This is a genomic window from Shewanella sp. TC10 (assembly GCF_009663145.1).
Taxonomy (GTDB): domain Bacteria; phylum Pseudomonadota; class Gammaproteobacteria; order Enterobacterales; family Shewanellaceae; genus Shewanella.
Genome location: NZ_VKHR01000017.1, coordinates 41,426 through 63,270, shown reverse-complemented (window position 1 = coordinate 63,270; position 21,845 = coordinate 41,426). Strand labels below are relative to the sequence as shown.

17 protein-coding genes and 1 pseudogene are annotated in these 21,845 nt (G+C 39.6%); 9 read left to right on the top strand and 9 right to left on the bottom strand.

Features of this window, described 5'->3' with window-relative positions; all coding sequences use genetic code 11:
* Window positions 1–15: 15 nt before the first annotated feature.
* From mnhG to FNZ24_RS08175, 4 genes are all read right to left on the bottom strand, one after another.
* Window positions 16–357 (bottom strand): monovalent cation/H(+) antiporter subunit G, encoded by a 342-nt coding sequence (mnhG, locus tag FNZ24_RS08190; protein ID WP_153913999.1) that lies wholly within the window; start codon window positions 355–357, stop codon window positions 16–18.
* Window positions 354–650, bottom strand: a complete 297-nt coding sequence (locus FNZ24_RS08185; RefSeq protein ID WP_153913998.1) for a monovalent cation/H+ antiporter complex subunit F — start codon at window positions 648–650, stop codon at window positions 354–356. Before FNZ24_RS08185 ends, mnhG begins: the two co-directional genes overlap by 4 nt.
* Window positions 650–1,150, bottom strand: a complete 501-nt coding sequence (locus FNZ24_RS08180; protein WP_153913997.1) for a Na+/H+ antiporter subunit E — start codon at window positions 1,148–1,150, stop codon at window positions 650–652. The genes FNZ24_RS08185 and FNZ24_RS08180 overlap by 1 nt, the downstream gene beginning before the upstream one ends.
* A 96-nt stretch (window positions 1,151–1,246) precedes the next feature.
* Window positions 1,247–1,693, bottom strand: coding sequence for a hypothetical protein (locus FNZ24_RS08175; RefSeq protein WP_153913996.1), 447 nt, complete (start codon window positions 1,691–1,693; stop codon window positions 1,247–1,249).
* 1,210 nt (window positions 1,694–2,903) lie between these two features.
* On the opposite strand from FNZ24_RS08175, the gene FNZ24_RS08170 reads away from it, so the two are divergent.
* The 4 genes from FNZ24_RS08170 to FNZ24_RS08155 all read left to right on the top strand — a co-directional run bounded on the left by FNZ24_RS08170 (window position 2,904) and on the right by FNZ24_RS08155 (window position 8,594).
* Complete coding sequence (locus tag FNZ24_RS08170) at window positions 2,904–5,015, top strand: TonB-dependent siderophore receptor (protein ID WP_153913995.1); 2,112 nt, start codon at window positions 2,904–2,906, stop codon at window positions 5,013–5,015.
* 726 nt (window positions 5,016–5,741) lie between these two features.
* Complete coding sequence (locus FNZ24_RS08165; protein ID WP_153913994.1) at window positions 5,742–6,167, top strand: HPP family protein; 426 nt, start codon at window positions 5,742–5,744, stop codon at window positions 6,165–6,167.
* Between the two features lie 243 nt (window positions 6,168–6,410).
* Window positions 6,411–7,433, top strand: coding sequence for a sulfotransferase family protein (locus FNZ24_RS08160; RefSeq protein WP_153913993.1), 1,023 nt, complete (start codon window positions 6,411–6,413; stop codon window positions 7,431–7,433).
* 18 nt (window positions 7,434–7,451) lie between these two features.
* Entirely contained in the window at window positions 7,452–8,594 is a 1,143-nt protein-coding gene (locus FNZ24_RS08155; protein WP_153913992.1) for an aspartyl/asparaginyl beta-hydroxylase domain-containing protein, read from the top strand.
* A 48-nt stretch (window positions 8,595–8,642) separates the two neighbouring features.
* On the opposite strand, the gene FNZ24_RS08150 is transcribed toward FNZ24_RS08155, so the two are convergent.
* Together FNZ24_RS08150 and FNZ24_RS08145 are read right to left on the bottom strand one after the other, a co-directional pair.
* The gene (locus FNZ24_RS08150) at window positions 8,643–10,217 is read right to left on the bottom strand and encodes a tetratricopeptide repeat-containing sulfotransferase family protein (protein ID WP_153913991.1); all 1,575 of its coding nucleotides are present in this window, start codon (window positions 10,215–10,217) and stop codon (window positions 8,643–8,645) included.
* A gap of 248 nt (window positions 10,218–10,465) precedes the next feature.
* The gene (locus FNZ24_RS08145; protein ID WP_153913990.1) at window positions 10,466–11,974 is read right to left on the bottom strand and encodes a DUF3360 family protein; all 1,509 of its coding nucleotides are present in this window, start codon (window positions 11,972–11,974) and stop codon (window positions 10,466–10,468) included.
* A gap of 760 nt (window positions 11,975–12,734) precedes the next feature.
* Between FNZ24_RS08145 and FNZ24_RS08140 the strand changes: the two genes are divergently transcribed.
* The 4 genes from FNZ24_RS08140 to FNZ24_RS08125 all read left to right on the top strand — a co-directional run bounded on the left by FNZ24_RS08140 (window position 12,735) and on the right by FNZ24_RS08125 (window position 16,589).
* Complete coding sequence (locus tag FNZ24_RS08140; protein WP_153913989.1) at window positions 12,735–14,282, top strand: Ig-like domain-containing protein; 1,548 nt, start codon at window positions 12,735–12,737, stop codon at window positions 14,280–14,282.
* Between the two features lie 88 nt (window positions 14,283–14,370).
* Window positions 14,371–15,261 carry an AraC family transcriptional regulator gene (locus FNZ24_RS08135; RefSeq protein WP_153913988.1) on the top strand — a complete coding sequence of 297 codons (891 nt, stop codon included), beginning with the start codon at window positions 14,371–14,373 and terminating at the stop codon, window positions 15,259–15,261.
* Window positions 15,242–15,751 (top strand): YrhK family protein, encoded by a 510-nt coding sequence (locus FNZ24_RS08130; RefSeq protein ID WP_228768419.1) that lies wholly within the window; start codon window positions 15,242–15,244, stop codon window positions 15,749–15,751. The genes FNZ24_RS08135 and FNZ24_RS08130 overlap by 20 nt, the downstream gene beginning before the upstream one ends.
* A gap of 226 nt (window positions 15,752–15,977) precedes the next feature.
* Window positions 15,978–16,589: a trimeric intracellular cation channel family protein gene (locus tag FNZ24_RS08125; protein ID WP_153913986.1), complete on the top strand. Its 612-nt coding sequence runs from the start codon at window positions 15,978–15,980 to the stop codon at window positions 16,587–16,589.
* A 234-nt stretch (window positions 16,590–16,823) separates the two neighbouring features.
* Here the strand turns inward: FNZ24_RS08125 and FNZ24_RS08120 are convergent, their stop codons facing one another.
* Complete coding sequence (locus FNZ24_RS08120; protein ID WP_153913985.1) at window positions 16,824–17,801, bottom strand: methylenetetrahydrofolate reductase; 978 nt, start codon at window positions 17,799–17,801, stop codon at window positions 16,824–16,826.
* A gap of 325 nt (window positions 17,802–18,126) precedes the next feature.
* Window positions 18,127–19,284, bottom strand: a complete 1,158-nt coding sequence (locus FNZ24_RS08115; protein WP_153913984.1) for a cupin domain-containing protein — start codon at window positions 19,282–19,284, stop codon at window positions 18,127–18,129.
* 355 nt (window positions 19,285–19,639) lie between these two features.
* On the opposite strand from FNZ24_RS08115, the pseudogene FNZ24_RS08110 reads away from it, so the two are divergent.
* Window positions 19,640–20,317, top strand: a pseudogene (locus FNZ24_RS08110) (class I SAM-dependent methyltransferase); the annotation flags it as partial.
* A gap of 90 nt (window positions 20,318–20,407) precedes the next feature.
* Here the strand turns inward: FNZ24_RS08110 and gltS are convergent.
* Window positions 20,408–21,637 (bottom strand): sodium/glutamate symporter, encoded by a 1,230-nt coding sequence (gltS, locus tag FNZ24_RS08105; RefSeq protein ID WP_153913982.1) that lies wholly within the window; start codon window positions 21,635–21,637, stop codon window positions 20,408–20,410.
* Between the last annotated feature and the right edge of the window lie 208 nt (window positions 21,638–21,845).

Below are 21,845 nucleotides of genomic sequence, written 5' to 3'. Positions count from 1 at the left end.
ATAGTATTATATCTACTAAGGCTTCGATGGCTTGTTTCCTCCCTGAGCATCAGGTGTCGGCTGTCGCGGTATCAAGCCATTTTTGAGTGCTGATTTTGCTAATGCATGGCTGGCAGATGGGTTAATAAATAGCGTACAGATTAAGATCAACATGAGTTTAATGAGGACTAAACCATTAGGGCTTTGCAACATTAACCCCAGTAGTATTAAGCCTGCACCTAAAGTGTCTGTCACACTGACTGCATGCATTCGGGTATAAAAATCTGGAAAACGGATAATGCCTATTCCGCCTGAAAAGCAAAGGAAGCTGCCGACTAGCAGACATAAACCACTACTTATTTCGAGTAAGAGGTTCATTTTTCACCCTCCTTGGTTGAATGAGGTTTGTAAGGAGCAACTTTAAACTCGGCTGAGTCTGAATAGCGTAATACTCCGATGACGCTGATAAAGTTAATCAGGGCATAAACAAGGGCAATATCGAGAAACTCAGGACGTCCCATTAAAAAGCCCAATACTGAAATCAGCAAAATGGCTTTAGTGCCAAAAAAGTTGAAGGCTAATATGCGATCGTAAAGCGTAGGGCCGACGATGCAGCGAATGAGCGCGAGTAACATAACGACAAGAATGGCGATTGTGGCAGCAGCTAACATTAGTCTTCAAGCTCCCTTACCCGGCGGTCCATCTCTCCGGCTTTTAGTGTGTCGATATCAGCTTTATGTAAAGCATGAACAGTGAGTTGATCATCAATTAAATCTATTGCGACCGTCCCCGGTGTTAGGGTAATTGAGTTGGCGTAGATGACTTTATTAATGTCCGAACACTGGCGTGTGTCGATGGTAGCCAGCACTGGTGAGATACTTTTGTTACCCATCCAAATATGTTTAACCACACTGATGTTGGATAAAATCACCTGTTTGAATAACCACCACATATAGCGAGGTTTTCTGCCATTGAAACGCACTGGGTGAGTTTCTTGGTCGATCACATCCATTTTCTGGGTGAGATAGAGCACCAACATAATTGAACCAGCACCCAGTGATAATAAAAGCGGGTTACTGTAATTGGAGTTAATCCACCAAAATAGGGCGAGTGTTAATATCAGAATCAGCTTGTGGCCTGGCACTGCGCTGGTTTTATTTTCTTGTTTCATATTGATTCATACTTTGTTGTTTCATTTTTGATAAATGCTTTGTGTTAGTTAAGTACTGCTTGAAGCTAACGAATATAAGCTGGCTTTATTAACCCGCTAATCATCTTGCTGACATGACGATTCTTCCGCTAATGCCTGATAAATTTGGGTGTGCAATCCCTGTATAGAGTTCGTTGATGGCGACAAGTGACTAATTGTTCGATCCACTATGCGATCGACTAACTGCTGAGGAGTTTCATTTGCAGATATGCAAACTTCTTTAGGGATAATTTTTGAGGTATTGCTACCCACTCGAGTGCGGTAGGCTCTATCTGCGAATCCTTCAGAGTTTTTTCTAAGCTCATATTGCTGAGTGGTGTTTAAAGTTCCAGCTAGAAAACCTTGAATATAGTAAGCACATGGTTCAGTCGAAGTGACTGTCGATTGTTTGTTTAGGGTCATGCAAGAGGATAGAACCAGCTGTTGTTCGTTTTTAGCGTTTTGCGAGATGGCAGAAAAGGAGAAAGTGAATAGTAATAGTGCTAATAATCGGATGTACTTCATATAAACCCCTTATATTTATTATTCTATTTATTGCAAATTCACTTACTAAAATGTATCGAAGCAGTACTCTTTATTACCCATATGTCGGTCGTTAACGTTACTACCTGCTCATGCCGAGTTATTCGCACTTAGGCCATTAAATTCATACTGTGTTTGGCCAAATATTGGAGCCATTTCAACTAACGCTGGGAATGTGTAAGTGGTGCATTTAATTAACATTAAACCGATTTCGTTAACCTTCTAATCCATTTATAACACAAAACGTTTAAATTGAAATGATAACTGAGAGTAAACTGAAAATTTTTTGTTATAAAGGTGAGTATTCAAATTTTGTGCATAAACTCTAATAATTAGTAAGAATAGAGGTTTGGTTAATGACTCAAACATAGCTATAGAGTCAGACATTCTATATAGCTTTTTTATATATTTTGGCTTGATACTCAATGAGTTGGTGTAAGGGTTTAATTGGCTGGAATTTGATATGGTTTAAAATTAACCAGATTTTGTAATGGTCTTTAGGTACTTTAAAGAGGTAATCACTGCCTTTTTATTCATGCCTAGCCGTTTCGAATGTTTTTATGTTGTTAGCTGTTATATTTGCCGCCCCTTTTATATGATCTAACTCTTTTTGCAACAGAGCATCGTGATAATGACTCATTTTTTCTGTTTTTATCCCGCTTTCGGCCATTAGTAAGAGTTAATAACATTATGAATATTAGGTATTATTTAAAAATTGGGTTGCTCCTCTGTATTCCGCTTGGTGCAATGTTAGTTTTATTTTTGAAGGCGGATTCGTGGCAAACTTTCTTACTTTACTTTGTTATTGGTTCGGTTGTATTCGGCATTGGCCGTGTTTTTGATTTTGCCTGTACATGTGTCATTAAACTATTTAACAAGATGAAAGGTTTTGGAAGTAAGAGAGCGGAGTAAATTTAATATTCTGCTGACTCGTTTCAATTTTCATTCTTACTCTTACTTATACTCGTTTTTCGCTTTTTAATGACTCAAACAGCGCTGTGCTAATACTCAGTGCTATTACTCATAACCACCGTCAATCTAGTTAGTAATACTGAATAAATTAATCCATGTAAGCATTCATTTTTTGAACTGTGATCTCTGCGACAATTTGTTACTAATGTAGTTTTGCGATACTAAATGATACGTTGTAACATAGCGCCACTTTTAATACTCCCCCCTAAGAGCAAAGCACGTGAAGAAGTACATTCTATGTTCAGCAATTGTTATCTCTAATGGTGCGATTGCACAGGATAGCAATCAAACCTCAGTAGCGCATGAAGATATTGAGCGCATTGAAGTGAACCGATTATGGCAGCCTTATCGTGGCAATGTCCCCTTGATCGACACACCACAAGCAGTTGACAGAATTAATGCAGATACCATCAAGAACGATGGCATTACCCGTTTTATGGATGCATTGGATTATTCGCCAAGTATCGTGAGACAAAACAACTCAGGTGGGATGTTTGATAGCTTTGCTATTCGTGGCTTTTCAGGGGATGAAAATAACCCTACAGGTTACTTAGTGAATGGCTTTAACTCTCGCGGTTATAACGGCAACAGAAATACGGCCAATATTGAAACCATTGAAGTGATGAAGGGCCCTGGTTCTGCATTGTACGGTCAAGGTGAACCAGGTGGTACAGTTAATATCATCACCAAAAAGCCGCAGTTTGAAGAGCAAGGCTATATTCAAGGTACCTTAGGTAACTTTGATACTAAGCAAGTCGAGTTTGATCATACTAAAGGCCTGACTGATGACGTAGCTTACCGTATTAATGGCTTTTACGAAGACTCAGATACTTTCCGAGATCATGTTGACGTAGAAAGTCTCAATTTAAGTCCTTCTCTATTATGGAATATCTCAGACAGAACCAGTTTAAGCTATGAAATGGAAATTCTTAACCAGAAGAAACCATTAGATCGTGGTGTGTATGTTTTAGATAATGATTTTGATTCTGTTGATACTTCGGCTTTTTATGGTGATACCCGAGATGGTGCCCATACCGTTAAGGCGTTGGGACATCAATTATTGTTAAACCATCAACTTAACAACAATTGGCACATATTGACTGGTTTAGCTTATCGAGATTCATCGTTTAAAGGACAGTCTTCTGATGCTGAATTATCAGATGGAAGACAGTTGATTTATGACGATCCGAATACGTTATCAAGACAGCGAAGAGAGCGTGATTACCAAGCGCAAGATTTTTCAGCACGCTTTGAAGTGAGTGGTGATGTCACACTTGGTGGCTTTAAGAATAATCTATTGGTAGGTGTAGATTATTATAACTTCCAACTTGATACTGATTACCGAGTATGGAGAACAGCTTGGGGCTCTGGTGATCCTACCTATTCAATTGACCCAAATAACCCAGACTACACCATGGACCGCCCAGAAACTGAGCCAACAACGTTAACTTCTGAAGAGCAAACTGGTTTTGGTTTCTACGCGCAAGACTTGATTGAATTAACTGACAGAACCAAGTTACTACTGGGTTTCCGAGTTGATAGCTTTAATCAAGAAATTTTGAATAAGCTTGACGGTTTATATCAAGAGCAAGATCAAACTGAGGTGTCATCTCGTTTTGGTTTAGTTCATGAATTAGCTGATAATTTCAATGTATATGCTAGTTATGCTGAAGGGTTCCGTCCAAATCCTGGGCTTGATTCAGATAGAAATGCATTTGATCCTGAAACCACTAAGTCTTTTGAAGTCGGTCTTAAATGGCAAAATGTTGCTGATAGATTTTCTGGTAGTTTAGCGATTTTTGATGCCAGCAAAACTAACATGTTAACTGCCGAACCTGACACTGGACTATCAGCGACACTAGGTGAAGTTGAAAGCCAAGGGGTTGAATTTCAGATGACCACTTTGCTGACCGATGATACTAGCCTTGAGGTTGCATATGCATACACTGACGCTAGAACAGCTAAAGATTTGATTGATAATGATTGGGGTGTACCGATCCCAAAAGGTTCGCGTTTAATTAACGTTGCTGAACATGTAGGTCACGTAGCATTAAGACATTACACTGACATTATGGGTAAAGAAGCGTACTTCGGCGCCACAGTAAACTACGTTGGTGATCGTTTAGGTGAGACCACAGATCCTGATTATATTTTACCAGCCTACACCTTAGTTAATCTGTCTGCTGCAGTAGATATAACCAGTAGATTTAGTGTGATGCTTGATGTGAATAACTTATTTGATGAGCAGTACTTTGAAAGCTCATACCACAAGTTATGGACCATGCCAGGCGAGCCGTTGAATTTTACGGCGAGTGTTAAGTATCAGTTTTAAATTATGGTATTAATTGCTGCTTAGGCTTGTTATTACGTCGTTGAACCTCGGCTCCAGTCCTCATTGACACCAGTCAACTCCGGGCTAGAGCCATCGGTTCGCCTTGTAATAACATCGCCAGCGACGCAATTGTTAGTATTAGAGTATTAGAGTATTAGAGTATTAGTTAACATTAGTCATACAGTATCAGCCGCTACTTTTTGCATAGCTCGTAATAAGGAGTTTGACACCAGTCAACTCCGTGGCAAAAAGCAGCGGCTTTTTTGTCTTACTTTCGGCAGTAACGCTACTTGGGCTAATTGGGTAATAACCAGCGGCTTTTTTGTCTTACTATCGGCAGTAACGCTACTCGGGCTAATTGGATAATTGCCAGCGACGCAATTGTAAGTATTAGTTAATAATAGAATTACATATCAGCCGCTACTTTTTGCATAGCTCGTAATAAGGAGTTTGACACCAGTCAACTCCGTGGCAAAAAGCAGCGGCTTTTTGTCTTACTTTCGGCAGTAACGCTACTATCGCCAACAACGCTACTATCGCCAACAACGCTACTATTACAACTAGCAAAATTTAGCTGTGCTAGTTGAGTTCCCTTTTATGGTTTTCCCATCGTTCTTAATAAGGTGGTTAAAAAGTTGACATATCCTCTCTACGTAGCTGAAAACCTTCGTTATACTCTTATTGATTACTTGGACGTTTAAGTCATAAAATTATGAGGATTAATCCATGAATGTGCGCGATATTATGACCCTTAATCCTGTTTGTATTAGTGATCAGGCGAGCCTTAAAGATGCCCATTTATTGATGCAGTCACGCAATGTACGTCATTTGCCTGTCATATCAGAACAAGGTGGGCGATTTGTTGGTTTGTTAACTCACAAAAAGATGATTTCGATAGTAGTGCAAACATTGAATAAATATGGCCAAGGGGCGTTGGATAGGAAAGAGCGGTTTATGCCTATCGCTGACATTATGGAAACAGAAGCGCAGATCCTGGGTTTAGATGAGCCGTTAACCGTCGTAGTCCAGTATTTTATCGACAATAAGTTGGGCTGTTTACCTGTTATCGATGACAATCAAAAGGTATTGGGAATTGTAACTTCGTCGGACTTTGTCAAATTATGCCAGCGCTTATTATTAACGCAGCAATAAATGACATCTGACTAAAAACATTAGCAGGATGTATATCATTCTTACTAGCTCAGTATTTGCGTTGCTTAAATAAATCAATCCAATATTAGTTTAATATTTCAATTGGTTAAGTGTATCAAAGCTTAGCTGTACACTTGTAATAGCATTAAATTGGAATTCAGTTTTTTCTAAAGTCGATGATGTAGCCATCAGTTGCTTGTGTGGGTATGATGTTAAAAAATACAACAAAAAATTAAAGCGACTATGTATCGATTTGAACGACCAATTATTATCTTATCTGCTCCGCGTTCAGGCAGTACTCTTTTATTTGAGGTTTTATCAAAAAGCCAATCAATTTGGACTATTGGTGGCGAGAGCCATGCACTAATTGAAACGATTCCAAGTTTAAATATTGCCTATCGAAAGTTTAGCTCAAATGCTCTGAGTGAGCAGGATATGAACGACAATATCCGTGAACAACTGTTACAGCGATTTAGCGATAAAGTGCAAAATACTCAAGCCAGAAGGCCTGATGAAGATTGTAGCAGTACAGTTCGTTTACTAGAAAAAACTCCAAAAAACAGTTTAAGAGTCGATTTTTTTAATGCGCTATTTCCAGATGCTATTTTTATTTACCTCGTTCGCGACCCTAAGGAAAATATCAGTAGTATTATGCAGGCTTGGCGTTCGAATAAGTTTATTACCTATCCAAGTTTACCAGGCTGGAATCGTCAAAATTGGTCGCTATTACTTCCTGATAGATGGCAACAATTAAATGATCAACCATTACAATCTATAGCTGCTTTTCAATGGCAAGCTGCTAACGAAGCAATTATTAATTCTTTACAACAATTGGATAGTTCCCGTTGGTGCATGTTGACCTATGAACAACTTATATCCAATCCTGCAAAAACTATAAAACAGCTATGTGAGTTTACTCAAACTAAATTTTGCGAATCATTAGTGCAGTTATGCCGTGAACCTCTCCCATATTCACGCTATACGATCTCAACTCCCAAACCAGAAAAGTGGCTTGAAAATTACCATAGTATCGAACAGGTTTGGTCTAAAATCGCTTCGACTCTTGATAAGGTTAATCATCATTTAAGCCAGCATGGTCATCCAATTTTCGAGCCCCAATGGCAGCACCTTGATGTGGATAACGCTATTGCACCTGCAAGAGTAGAGGCTACTGAGCAAGTTAAATATGACAATGTTTCTCGTAATAGTCCTTGCCCATGTGGCTCTGGTAAACGATTTAAACAATGCCACGGTGCATTAAGCTAAACTATAGAGAATCTAATTATGAAGTTGCCCCATGAGTTTTATCAATTGCCTTATTGTTTTGACGTGCCGAAGCTAATCGAAGAGATTGAGCAATTTAACGAGTTTGATTGGATTTCACATCATGAGGGTTTTCAAGGTAATTCAGCAATTCCATTGATTTCGGTTAATGGTGAATTTAATAATGACTTTAAAGGGCCGATGAGGCCTACTTCAGTTTTAGATAAATGTCCTTATATTCAACAAATATTAGCCTCATTTGGTGAAGTGCTTAGCCGGTCACGATTAATGCGCCTTGCTCCAGGTGCACAAGTTCCATTGCACTCAGACATTAATTATCACTGGTATAAGCGTGTTAGAGTCCACATTCCGATTACTACCACTGAGCAAGTACAATTTTTTTGTCATGACAAGCAAGTTCATATGGGCGCTGGAGAATGTTGGATATTCGATTCGTGGAAACTTCATAAAGTCGAGAATAACAGCGATCAGTATCGAGTTCATCTAGTTGTAGACCTTGCTGGCTCAAGTCATTTTTGGCAAACCATTTTTCAGCACTCTCGCTCGATAGTTAATGATAGTGATGATTTCAACTGTGAATTTACAAGTTATAAGCCGAACCTAACTCCTTCCTTTAAAACTGAGCAATTTAACGCTCCAGTTATAATGCCTGTTACTGAAGTGGAATTCCTATGCAATGAACTAATAACTGAGATTAAGGGGAATACGCAAAACTCGGCAGAAGAAGTTCATGATTTTTCGTCTGTATTAGCTAATTTTATCGCTGATTGGCGAGTGTTATGGAGTCAGTTTGAATGCAATCAAGCAGGTTGGCCTCATTATCATGCGCTACGTGAGCAAGTTATGGGTAAAGCATTACAATGCGGTAAAACATTACAGTTAATGTACTCTGGTGCAGCAGTAAAAGCATTTGAACAATTAGTGATTGTTGCTTGCATGAACATAGAGTTGAGGGAACAACAACCGCCCCGAAATAGAGCATTAATGCCACCTAGTAAATCACAACCTGCTCCTATTCCTCACAAAAAAGATAAGGAAGGAGAAAGTGGGCAGCAAGTTATTACTGCACCGTTATCAAGAAATAGCCCATGTCCATGCGGAAGTGGTAAGCGGTATAAAGCTTGCCATGGAAAAGTAAACTAACTAACGCAACTCAATAGCATGAATAAAAAAGGTTATTAACGATTCTATTTAGTCAAAAAACTGCTGAGTAGCTTGAGTTGCAATGGTATCTAGTTTTTCTATTTCTTGTTTTATAAAAGGTTTGTATATATTGCCTTGACCTATCGCTTTAGGGTTCATGGGTTGCCTAACTTGACTTGAACTTGGTGTTAATACAACACGATTAGATTCATAGAAAGTAAAACATTGCTCTTGTGTGGGTAATTCACAATAGTCGAGCAACCTTTGAATTTGTGATTCTGGCTCTTGTACTAATTGCTCAAAACAGACATGCAATATCTCATTGGGATATAACCTTTCCCAATGAGCCATAAGATCTAAATAATGCTGCCAATAACTATTAATACCAGCGAATGAATATGAATAGTCGTGACCTAAACTGAAGTACTGTTTAAATACACTTAATCCATTGTCTACAGCATTTCGAACTAAGTTAATCACCTTAGCATTGGGGAATAACGTTTTTATCAACCCAATATGTAAAAAGTTATTTGGGTTTTTATCTATTACATAAGTTGGTTTACTGGTGAAGTAGTGATTTACTTCGGTCAAATATTCTTGACGCAGCAGCATGATGGCACCAGTTGAGAGCTGACTTAATTGCGCTTGATAACCACCAGTCATATCCATTTTTAGTGCGTAGCGTTCCATAAATGGTAGTTCATCAGTGGCGCCAACTTCAGTGTGACAGGCTAGAACTTGCTCCACTAATGTCGTACCTGATCGAGGCATACCAACAATGAATATAGGTGTTTGGTCTGCAAGTGGTAAATTTTTAATATTCGGAGAAGGAGCATGCCCTAACAAGGACATTACAATTTTAGCAAAAAGAGCCTGCTTAAATGGTCTATATTGGGTCACTATTTGGTTAGCAAGTATCATTGACGCACTGGCTTTATCAATTTGCTGGGTTTGTTCATAAGCTTTACATAAAGCGAAGTATACTAATGCTAAGTTTTTCTTGCTAAGTGATTCTTCTGAAGCAATATTTTGCATCTCTTTAAGCTCTTTAGAGCTAAATTTATATTTTTTTAAATCAGCTAAACTCCAGAATCCTACTCCAGCTTGTTCAGGGCACAGTTGAATATAATCTTGGTAATAACCAGCTGCCACACTTGTATTACCTCTAGCCTTATAGATATGACCTAAATTAAGCTGAACAGCAGGCTCCAAAAAATTATTTTCAATACACCACTCAAAGCTTTGCTCTGCTAAAGCAATATTACCAATTTTAGAAGCGACTAAGCCCATTTTATAGCGGTGTTCAGCGACAAGTGGCTGTAGAGTGATTAACTGCTCTAAATAACTATTAGCTAAAAAAAAGTCTTGTTTAACTTCTGCAATAGCCAATAAACCAGTTAGGACAGAAAGCGTGTTTGGGTTTATCGTTGCGGCATTATTAAAATACTCTTCCGCTTCAGAATATTGCTTTTGCTGTATATGAATATGACCAATTAATGCAATTGCTTCAACATGTTGATTATTTCGTTTTACTACTTTGCGAGCATACATTTTGGCTGACGAGAAGTTATTTGATTGGAATAGTGACTGCGCTTGGCTTAAATATTGTTCAATAATACTCAAACGATCATCCTTTTTTATTCTTATTTTTCCATTCTGTTCTAAATTAAACTGATTAACAGGAACTAAGTTTATTTGATTGTTAACTTTAGAGTAACATAACTTTTTCGAAGCATGTGGTAGTTATTTAAGAAAGGAAAATACCACTATAAATTTGAATATTACCATTGTATGAATTTGAAAAATTGGGAAGCACAAGAGCGCTTCCCAATTATAAACCTTATTAATATATTAAAGCTCAAAGTAAATTGTTAATTTAGGCTAGAAATCAAAGCTGGAATACCTGGTAAAATTCCCACTGCTGCCATCACACCAGTAAGCACCACAAACATAATACTTGGCACTATCCAGCGGTTCATTTTAGTCAGCTTTGAGCTGCGCTCTTTACAGCCAATTAAGCCAAGGTTATCCAATAGCATGGTTAACGACCAACCAAATGCAGGGTTCACCAGTACTGATGAAAATACTACGATTGCTGCTGATTGGGTGGTTTTACCTTCGCGAGTCATTTCCATGCCAGCTTCAAGTAATGGAATAAATACCCCAACCACCAATGCTACACATAGTACCGGTTCCCAAATGGCTAAATCCATCGGATAGCCCCATAGTGCGGCTATTATGCAAAATAAAGCTGTGAGTAATGCACCAGCAGGGATAGGGCGCTTTGCAATTGCTGCTGGCACAATATATGTGCCCCATGATGAGGTGAAGTTAGCCCCGCCCATGATTGAGCCGATAGTTTGACGAATAGATGCACTTGTCATGGTGTCGTCAATATTCATATGTACTTTCTCAGTACGCTCAGGGTAGTTAATCTTCTGAAATACTTGATGTCCTAAGAAGTCCGGCGACCACATGGCGACGGCTAAAATGGCAAATGGCAGTACTACCATAAAGCTTTCTAAGGTAGGTAAACCTAACATCCAACCTGTATCTTCGCCCCACCAATACATAGGGGTCATATTGGGTAAGCCTGGGTCAGTTTGAAATTCAAATGGTGCGCCCATTGCAAAGGCTAATGTTCCTCCAAGTAAACAGCTCAACGGCACAGCTAGCCAACGCTTGCGCCAATGCTCAAGTAGGGCATATAAAATGATGGTACAAAAAATCACGATAAAGGCGATGTGAGACATGCCAATATCATTGGCCCAAGCGATCAATTTATTGACTTGGGATGCGGTTCCGACAAAGCCCAAATACAAAAGTAATCCACCACAAACCCCTTTGCTGGTGAGGTTTGCTAGCATACTACCGCCCTTACTTATGGCGAGTATTAATCCCAAAGCACCAATGAGAAGCCCAAAGGCCATTGGATGCCCGCCTGCTGCAACCACAATCGGAATGAGTGGAATGAGCGGTCCATGGGTGCCTGCTAGGTTGGCTGTCGGAAGTAGGAAGCCTGAAAAAATCACAATGAAAAAAGCGGCAATGATCAATTCATAGCGAACGTTTTCTAAAATAAAACTCTCTTCAAGTCCAAGTGATGTCGCAAATGTGGTGGCGATAGCACCGACCATCACCACCTTACCAATGGTGGCTGCCATTGCTGCAATGGAGTCTTCTGCTTCAAATCGAAAATCTTTGAAAGGTAAATTAGGCCGCCAGCGTTTTGGCTGCATGATTTTCAATTCATGCTCTAAGTACGCTTCACGGGATTCAAACTCAGAACTGGGTTTATGTAATTGTTGATAACTTTGTCCATCATTGGATTGTTGAAAATCACTTTTTTGCTCATGTACTGATTCAGAATTACTGCTCATATTATTCCTATTGTTCATTCACTAAAGTTCACTCACTAAAAAGTGCTTTGGACTTAGACTGGGACTCAATCTCCGGACTTAGATTCTGGGCTTAGAATCTGGATTTAGACTCAGGGCTTAGACTCGGCATTTAGACCCAGGGCTTATATTCTGGAAATAGATTAGAGGCACCTTATCTGAAGCTCCTAGCCATAGCGAACAATAAAAGCGGTTTTAGACTCAGACATTAGTCGTAGGTAAACAATCATTTACACACTTAAAATCAATAGTTTGCCGTTAAATTTGTTATTGGTTAATAACAAGTCAAAGTACTTTGTAGTGCAATTGGGTGAGTTGCTAGTGAATTGCTCTGTGTTCGAATTTGTTAGCGAGTAAAGTTAAGGTTTGTGACATTCTTTATATGATTTAGCGCTTTTTAACATGACAGCATTGACTGTCGCTAAGCCCAATTTTCAAAACGTTGATTTAGTCATAAGGTTTTAAAACTCATTAATCTCTTGCGGATGTAAACAAAAGTTTGGACTCACTACAATTTTTGATCACACTCCTTTTATTCGGTAATGAAACGGCAATTTTACGGCTCTTTTTGGCCTTCATCAGTTTATCTTTCCCCATTACTTTGATTGTGCAAACTCAGAAGTATTAAAGGTGAATTTACTATCTATGAGTTAGCAAAATTAATAGATATAAGGAAGTGATGATGATGAAACTTTGTAGTAATTCGAACATAGCTCGGCGAAGAAACAGTAAAATAATTAAGATGCTCAGCGCAGTTTTTTTAATCAGTTCTCTGAGCGCGTGTGGAGGCAGTGATGATGACGCGCCCATTAATAACCCGCCAGTGGCAAACCCAGTTGATGCAAGTACGACGCTAGACAATGACATCCTAATTGATGCGCTTGCAAATGATACCGATCCTGATGGAGATCTGTTGAGTTTGGAATCAGCTGTCGTGACTGATGGAAGCGGTAACGCATCAATAGAAGATAATCACATTCTTTTTGTGCCAGAAAGCATCGGGATAACGACTATTCGTTATCGTATTTCAGATGGGAATGGCGGTGAAGCTGACTCAACCGTTACAGTCACTGTTACAGCTACCGAGTTAACTTATGTTGGCTCTGATACCTGTATAAGTTGTCATGATGATAAAGCGTCTCATCAGGAAAGTGGCCATAACTTTAAACTAACTAAGATTGAGGGCGATCAAGAACCGATTTATCCATTTTCTTCCATCTCTGGGGCTGTTGAGTTGTTGGATATCGATAATACGTTAGGCAATCCAAGTGGCTGGCAGGACATCAGTTATGTCATTGGCGGCTATATGCGTAGTGCGATGTTTATTGATCAAAATGGCTATATCATGGCGGGCGATAAGGCGGGGGTTAATATCGTCCCTAAAGGGGAGCAAGCTTTTTCAGCCTATCCTTACAGTGCGAATCATCAACCTGACTCTCATGGGTTTGACTATTGTGGACGGTGCCACACTACCGGCTGGAAAGACTACACTGAAGGCGCTGGCGATGAGCGGAATTTACATCGTCAAGATGATATGCCAGGCATGGGAGGCACATTTGCGCTGACAGGGATCCAATGTGAGGCTTGTCATGGTGCAGGTTCAAGTCATATGAGCAACCCCAGCAAAGACAATATCGTCAAGTTTGCTGAATATCGCAGCGCTGATAAATATCGCGCTGAGGATATGGGATTTGGTCAAGCGATTAAGTGTACTGAATGTCACACAACTGATGATGGTGTAAGACGTTATCCTGATTATATCTCGCCTTACGAGCAAATATTTGGTGGTGATTCTGAAGGTGCCAGATTGAAGTCCTCTTCAGGTTTTGGACCAGAAGGTCGATTGGATGGAAGAGGCGGACGACATGCTGCGGCAACATTAATCGGTACAGACCCAGATACTGGTGATGCCAAGGGGGTTAAAAGGGATTTTGCCTGTTCAACTTGCCATAATCCGCATATGTCTAAGGTAAATCAAGATCACCCTGGACATGAAGAAGCGATGAATAGTGAGTGTAAGGATTGTCACAATATGACGTTTGCTGATGCTCCTGGCAGTGACTTTGCTTCTGCAGCCCATGAGTTCATGGCGCAATGTACTGATTGTCATATGCCGAGCAAGTCACATTTGTTTAGGATTAAGCTTGACGGAGCAAAGGATGATCCTCAACACTTCTCTGCCGATGGAGAGTATATAAAACCTTGGCTTCGCGCTTATGATAGCTGTTCTAGTTGTCATGAGTCCGACTACGACGAACGCGCAAAACGGATAGGTTATATCCATATGTGATGATGAAAACCAGCGGTATATCGCCGCTGGTTTATAACTTGTGTTGAGTATTTTTCTTTATGAGTAGTTATTAATGGGAGGCGCTAGTATGGTCGATTGCCATGTTATCCCTGATATTGAATATCGATCTCCATCCCTAAAAGAATCAGGTATTGAAATTGTTGACCTTGAGGTTTTTCGTTCGAGGTTAAGTGCCTATAAATTTGACCCCTATCGGCCTCATCGGGTGAGCTATTTTTGTTTATTATTCATTACTGAAGGTCAAGGACGTCATTTAATTGATTTTAATCGCTACGATTATCAATCAGGCTCAGTCATATTCATTAATCCTAGCCAAGTACATGCCTTTGATTCAGATGATTGCCCGCAAGGGGAAATGATCAATATTACCTCGTCATTTTTATCATCAAGTTCAGCCAATATCCGCACATCTTACTTTGTTCCTGCTCATATTAGTCGAGCATCATTTCCGGTTATCACCTTATCTCAAGACCTGAAGCATAGTTGCCAAGTGTTATTAGATGAGGTGAGAAAATCGCAACTAGAAAACGAGGCTGATGACTTAGTCGTACAGCTATTATTATCGACGTTATTGGTTAAATTAGGCCGAGCAAGGAAAAGTCATTCAGCCCATATCAGCGAACATCAAAAGGAAAGGTTTGGGCATTTCTTATCATTAGTTGAGTTGCATTATGTAGAGTGTAGAGAGGCGCTTCAATATGCCAATAAAATGCACACTAGTTATAAAAATTTAAACTTACTCTGTAAATCATGTAGTGGACAAACCGCGAAACAGTTAATTGATTTTAGAATGATTTTAGAGATTAAACGTAAACTAGCAATGGATGGTTTGTCGGTTCAGCAAGCAGCAGATGAATTAGGTTTTGATGACCTCACGCACTTTAATAAATACTTTAAACGGAAAACTGCAAATACTCCCGCTGCTTTTAAACGTCAGCATGAGCGCGCAGGCATTTAGTGTTTCTTTTACTTCCCGTCGCTATTGGAAAAGCCATAACACACATAAAGTTGATGAAGCTTTAGAGTATTTCGCAGGCGCGACTTATTTGCGCGGTACACTATGTTTTGTATTTGGACGCATAACCAGCTTTCCTCAAGTTGACTGGGCGCTTGTTAGTACTTGGTTATTCATTATTGGCAGTACATTGTTTATTGTTGGAGCCGCGGCGAACATCTTTTTGATTATCAAAGCTGACTCGGTGAAATTACTGCAATTGATGAATTTAACCTCCATTTGTTTCATCGTAGGATCTGTTCTTTATGGTATGGCTTCAGTTCCCTATTTATGGGCGTTTGAGTCACCAAATGATCATTTACTTATTCTTAACTTTCTTGCTTGGCAGTACATGATTGGAAGCCTGTTATTTTTATTAGGCGGAGTATTCAATTACTGGCGTGCGTATTTGTTAGTTCAAACGGAAATTGCTAAAGCTAAAGGGTCGAAATAAGTGCTTTGTGCTATATGGAGGTCGGAATTTGTTTTATTGTAAGTTGTTACTTTTTGGTATTAATAAATCTGTATGTTAGCCATATTAATTATACTTTTTATAGGGTTTTTATTGTTACTTTGATTTAATGCATTAATAAAAGTAATGCGAAAAATAATATTAGTATCTGTATTTTTGATTTGAATAGGCGCAATATTCACACTCTTTTTATTAGCTAGTGCATTTTATGTTAGAAGTTAAAGTTATCAGTGCTTTGTGGTTTATCGGCATCTTGGCAGAGGCAATGACTGGGGCGTTAGCTGCCGGTAAAAAACAGATGGATCTGTTTGGTGTGGTGATTATTGGTTGTGTAACAGCCATCGGTGGTGGCACCTTGCGGGATATGTTGCTCGGTAACTATCCCATTATATGGGTTGAAAATGTGCACTACTTGCTAGCTATCGCAGGAGCATCGTTGCTTACCGTGATGATAGCGCCACTAATGCGCTACTTAGCACGGTTGTTTTTGGCAATTGATGCTATTGGCCTAGCGGTATTTTCAATTGTTGGCGCACAAAAAACTTTAATGCTCGGATATAGCGCAGAAATAGCGATTGTAATGGGCGTTGTGACAGGTGTTTTCGGCGGCGTAATCCGAGATATTTTATGTAATCAAGTGCCGTTAATTTTTAAGAAAGAGCTATATGCGTTAGTCGCTTTATTAACTGCAATCCTGTATGTGGGAATGAAATTTAGCGGAGTGGCGGAGTGGATAAGCCTGACTGTTGCAGTAACTTTTGGCTTTAGTTTTAGAATGCTGGCGATTCGTTATCATTGGTCGATGCCGAAATTTGACTAGCAATATCAATCAGATAGCCTTCACTAGGGCCTGTTTATCTGTGATTGCTAACCTGTGTATCTGAGGAAAGTAAAGTACGGAAAGTACAGCAATGAGAGAGCCGAAATAGGGTATTATAATACGGTAATTAACAGCATAAATTTTGCGAGCAAAACGGAGAGTTTTGCGGGTAAGAGTTAATAAGCAATCCCCATGGGAAAAAACCGATTTGAAGATTGCTTACCTGTGAGTTTGTTAATGATTACTTTGCACAAATTGATTAATTTGGTTTTGCGCTAAGGCTTGATCCATGGTGCCTTTGAGTAATTTATACATTAAAATTGAAGCATCAATCTCAGTCTTACGGTTAGTTAAACTTTCAATATTTAATCCTAGTGGAATATTGAGTGGTAGAACTGCCTCTAGGATTTTCAGTAGATTACTATGGTTAATTTTAATTGACTCATACAAAGGGTCAGCTGCAGATAAAATGCGTTTGCTGGTGGCTTCGGGAACAGAGACACCTAACCAGTTGATAAACTCCAAGGTTTTAGCACTGCCGCAAGGTGAGAAAGTTAGAATAACGCGATTGGGCTTAACATTATTTTGCTCACATTCTTTTGCATAACTGGTGAGCATTTCAATCGTCGCCTCGGCGTTATACACCGCTTGAGTGATGTAATATTCACAACCTTGATTTGCTTTATCTAACAGGCGAATATGCTCATTCTTTTTACTTAAATGACGTTCAGCAATCGCGACGCCACCAAGGTAAAAGTCTTTAGAGTGTGCAGCCAAGGTGCTGTATGCGTCTCTTAAAGATAAAGAGCTGGTAACTTGAGTCGAAGGTGAGCCCACTAACACGAGATCTTTGACGTTATTTTGATACCAAGCTCGCGATAACCACTCAGTAAATTGCTTTTCATCCAGCCCAGCGACACTTTTATATGCGATAACAGGTTTACCTGATTTTTGATTAATCAGCTGTGCGTATGTACCTGAATCGTGAGTCGCTTTAAATGGAAAAGGTCTAGGAGTGTCAGTACGGCTGGTTTCGTCTTGAATATCGTAGATGATCAACCCATCAAAACTGATTTCATCAAGGCGTGCTAATAATTTATCAGCAATAGTACTGACTGATTCAAAATCGGTATCAATTTTAGGTGGCGTTGTGCCAATAAAATAGATCCCACGGTGATGATCGGACGAACGCTGCTTTAATGACTTTCTCATGTTTTAGCCGTCTAGATGGATATTAACCCCATTGTGACTTAAATAATGGCGGTTGTTAAGACTGTAAATCACAAATTTATTCATACAGAAAAATTGATGGCAAAAACGAAGAGATTTGAAGGATAGTATCCTTAGAATTGAGTCCCGTTATAAATGTCTAAAAAGTGAGAATATCTCTTAATAAAATAGATGAAGGCATTTAATAAATCATTAATTTCATTACCTTAGTTGATATATAAAAGGTTCAGCGACTAATGCCGTTGAACCTTTATTGAATGACTACTAATGATTTAACAGTGTTTTACTCACTTAAGTGAGACCTAAGTTATTCAATATCTTCATAGTACCAATAACCAGAATTAACCCATTGGGTGAGCTGTTCAATGAGCTGCTCATCATTTAAGTAAGGGGTTAAAGCTTCAGCTGTGAGTTCTTGGGTATCACACAACAAAGCGATGAAGGCTTCACTATCGGTTTTTGCATGTGCTGATAAGGTAAATTGTTCACCATTAATATAAACAACACCATCAGCAGCACTTGTTTCGAAGTACAAAGTACGAAGGCCACCCAATTTAACTAGAGGTTGTTGCTTGAGTTGCTCTGTAACATCAGTACGTTGAAATCCTAAACTTTCATCGGGCAAATCAAGTTCGCACTTCGATTGGGTTAGATAACGACCACTAAATTCACTAATGAGTTTGTCATCAAGTGTTGCGAGTAATTGCTGTTTAATACGCGCTAAATCGCTATTATTGACGATACCTGAGTTGTTGCTTAATGTGCGGTCGGGATCGACTATTTGCTCATGGCCACAATCGTTATCGATGATGTGATCAGCCATTGCACTGACCATATCTTTGGCTGACGCAGTTCGGTAACCCACAGAAAAGCTCATGGAAGGCTCTAGTGTAACGCCATCATGGGGGTAACCTGGTGGTAGGTATAAAATATCACCAGGAAGCAATTCAACGTCAATAATGGGTTCGAATGCTTCGGTATGCAGCAGTGCAGGGTGGGCGGCAAACTCTTTATGAGGGCCTAAATCCCCAACGCGCCAGCGACGACGGCCAGAGCCTTGGCAGATGAATACATCATATAAATCGATATGTGGACCGACTCCGCCACCTGGTGTGGCATAGCTAACCATGACATCATCAAAACGCCAGCGTGGGATAAAATCAAAGCACTTAATCAACTCTTCAGCTTCAGGTACCCAGTTATTTAGCGCCTGAACAATTAAGGTCCAGTCTGTTTCACCCAGCTCTTCGTAAGACTCAAACGGGCCAAACTCAGCTTGCCACTCTCCATCTTGTTTAAACACTCGACGAGATTCAACCACGTCTTCACAAGCCAGTCCTGCCATTTCTTCAGGAGATAGAAGGTCTTCAAAGTGCTTAAAGCCTTGACGAATAACCAGTGGTTTCTTTTGCCAGTATTGCTCAAGAAACTGTTTTGGCGTCATACCATTTAAATCTAATTGCATGTTTATTACTCACTAAAATTTGCGGCGATCCTAACAAGTATTAGCAATCAGTAATTTGCCTGAGATCATACAATGGCAGATTAGCTGGTGTTAATAAGTAACAAATAGGCGATTTTTATAGGAAGATTGGACTCCTTTTTACTCATTATCCTCAACTTATGGTTGATGAGGGGCCGCAGGGGCTTGGCTATAATTTATCTTATGCTAATTTAACTTACGTGATAAAAGAGAGGGCAAGATGAGCACTCACCTGCAAACAAGACTAATAAACGGAAATCTATGGGGAAGATCTGCTGAAAACTGGTCAAATATTTAAGAGCACACTTGTGCTGCGGTTTACCATGCCGCTTTAACACGTCTTGGAGTGGATTCGAGTTCTGATTATCTTGATATTGGCTGTGGTTCTGGGCTAGCCGCGAGTTTTGCTGCTAAGCGAGGAGCTAAGGTTAGTGGTGTTGATGCTTCAGAGAATTTAATCTCGATCGCTAAAAGCAGAACGCCTGAGGGGAAGTTTCAAGTGGAAGAAATTGAAAATTTACCCTTTGATGATAATAGGTTTTCTTGTGTCACAGGCTTTAACTCCTTTCAATATGCAGCTAATCCATTGTCTGCATTGAAAGAAGCAAGGCGAGTGACACAAGCTAATGCTCTGGTCATTGTGATGACATGGGGAGAACCTGAAAATATGGAGGCCGCTCAATTAGTTGTGGCTTTAAAACCACTACTTCCTTCTCCGCCACCTGGGGCACCAGGTCCTTTTGCACTTTCTGATGAGTCGCGACTTAAAGATTTTGCTGTCGATGCAGGGCTTTCACCTGTTGAGGTATTTGATGTTAATTGCCCTTGGATTTATTCGGATTTAGCTCAAGCTGTTGATGGGCTTACTTCCTCTGGTGTGGCTGCCAAAGCGATTGAGCATAGTGGCAGCGAAGCGGTTAAAGAGGCTCATATCAAAGCGCTCAAGCCTTTTGTGAAAGATGATGGCAGGTATATTATTGATGCTACATTTCGTTGTTTAGTCGCATCAACTTAACTCTTAAATTGTGAATTGCTTATGTAAAATCATTGGGCGAACCATAAAATGGTTCGCCTTTTTGGTCACTCTATAAGATTCAAATAGTGTTTAAAAATTCACGAAGACATTAATAATCATTGCATTAATGATATCGATGAAAAAGCCGCATACCAAAGGCACGATAATAAAGGCTCTATGGGCTGCGCCATATTGTTGTGAAACCGCGGTCATATTAACAATCGCAGTTGCCGTTGAACCTAAGGTTACACCACCAAAACCTGAACAAATCACAGCGGCTTCATAATCTTTGCCCATCATTCTAAAGACCACGAATATGGTAAAGAGAACGGAAAGAATGACTTGTAAGGCCATCACTACAGAGATGTAAGCTAAGCTGCCTTCGAGTTCCCAAATTTTTAGACTCATCAGCGCCATGGTTAAGAACATACCCAAACAAATATCTTGAATTAAACTTAGTCCTCGCGATGCTTCTTCAACATAGGTTTGGTCTTTATCTTTTCTGCGGTTCAGTATTGCTCTGCCAACGTTGCCGATGATAATACCTGCAAGTAGACATGCCACAAACATAGGTAGTTTAAGACCAGCCCCTTGCAAACCTATGTCAATGAAATAACCCATTATCAAGGTAACATTAAGCCATAGCCAAGCGCGCAGTACGCCAAAGTAGTCGACTTTAATTGATTTACTGTTTTCCTGATGGCTAGCGCCAATATCCAGTTCATCATCTCGATTAGGTTTGACCTTATGGCGTTTCATTAAATAGGCGGCAATTGGGCCACCAATAACACATGCCGCGATAAGTCCAAGGGTATTTGATGCTATGCCTAGTTCACTGGCGTTGGTAATGCCTAAATCTTCAACAAAGGTAGGGGTCCAAGCCATTGCTGTTCCTACACCGCCGATAAGAGAAATGGAACCAGACATTAAGCCTGCTTTTGGATCTAAGCCAAATAAGCTTGCAACACTCACTCCCATGACGTTTTGTAGGATAATGAAAGTACTTGATAGAAAAAGTAAGATTAGTAACGGTTTGCCGCCTTTAATTAAGGTGGCAAAATCTGCTTTTAAACCAATCCCTGCAAAAAAGTACAGTAATAATATATCTCTTACTTCGAGGTTAAATTCAATTTGAAGTCCAAAGGCGTAATAGAGAACACCGACAATAATCGCACAGAAAAAGCCTCCAACAACGGGCTCGGGTATGCTGTATTTTCGCAGGATTTCATATTGCGAGATGATGCCTTTACCAATAAATAAAGTAATAATTGCCAAAGTGAATGATACGAAGTCTTTGACTTCGACTAACTGGGGTTCCATTTCTTGTCCTCATGATAGGTATTGTTTGCAAGCTGAGCTTTTTTTCGGTCAAAGTACCATTTTTAAAAGAGCATTTTAGAAGAATGCTTTTAAAGAGAAATGGTTTAAATTCGTCGATGTTTTATTATCACGGACATAACTTGATATAAGCTTTATGCGACATTAATTTATTGTAATTATTAGTTTTTATTTATACTTGGTTCAGGAG

Bases quoted from the DNA above. Each gene is read 5' to 3' on its own strand.
- FNZ24_RS08160 (WP_153913993.1), top strand. From the start codon at position 6,411: ATGTATCGATTTGAACGACCAATTATTATCTTATCTGCTCCGCGTTCA.
- FNZ24_RS08180 (WP_153913997.1), bottom strand. From the start codon at position 1,150: ATGAAACAAGAAAATAAAACCAGCGCAGTGCCAGGCCACAAGCTGATT.
- FNZ24_RS08120 (WP_153913985.1), bottom strand. From the start codon at position 17,801: ATGAGAAAGTCATTAAAGCAGCGTTCGTCCGATCATCACCGTGGGATC.
- FNZ24_RS08140 (WP_153913989.1), top strand. From the start codon at position 12,735: ATGCTCAGCGCAGTTTTTTTAATCAGTTCTCTGAGCGCGTGTGGAGGC.
- FNZ24_RS08175 (WP_153913996.1), bottom strand. From the start codon at position 1,693: ATGAAGTACATCCGATTATTAGCACTATTACTATTCACTTTCTCCTTT.
- FNZ24_RS08115 (WP_153913984.1), bottom strand. From the start codon at position 19,284: ATGCAATTAGATTTAAATGGTATGACGCCAAAACAGTTTCTTGAGCAA.
- FNZ24_RS08125 (WP_153913986.1), top strand. From the start codon at position 15,978: ATGTTAGAAGTTAAAGTTATCAGTGCTTTGTGGTTTATCGGCATCTTG.
- FNZ24_RS08185 (WP_153913998.1), bottom strand. From the start codon at position 650: ATGTTAGCTGCTGCCACAATCGCCATTCTTGTCGTTATGTTACTCGCG.
- FNZ24_RS08130 (WP_228768419.1), top strand. From the start codon at position 15,242: ATGAGCGCGCAGGCATTTAGTGTTTCTTTTACTTCCCGTCGCTATTGG.
- FNZ24_RS08135 (WP_153913988.1), top strand. From the start codon at position 14,371: ATGGTCGATTGCCATGTTATCCCTGATATTGAATATCGATCTCCATCC.
- mnhG (WP_153913999.1), bottom strand. From the start codon at position 357: ATGAACCTCTTACTCGAAATAAGTAGTGGTTTATGTCTGCTAGTCGGC.
- FNZ24_RS08155 (WP_153913992.1), top strand. From the start codon at position 7,452: ATGAAGTTGCCCCATGAGTTTTATCAATTGCCTTATTGTTTTGACGTG.
- FNZ24_RS08165 (WP_153913994.1), top strand. From the start codon at position 5,742: ATGAATGTGCGCGATATTATGACCCTTAATCCTGTTTGTATTAGTGAT.
- FNZ24_RS08145 (WP_153913990.1), bottom strand. From the start codon at position 11,974: ATGAGCAGTAATTCTGAATCAGTACATGAGCAAAAAAGTGATTTTCAA.
- gltS (WP_153913982.1), bottom strand. From the start codon at position 21,637: ATGGAACCCCAGTTAGTCGAAGTCAAAGACTTCGTATCATTCACTTTG.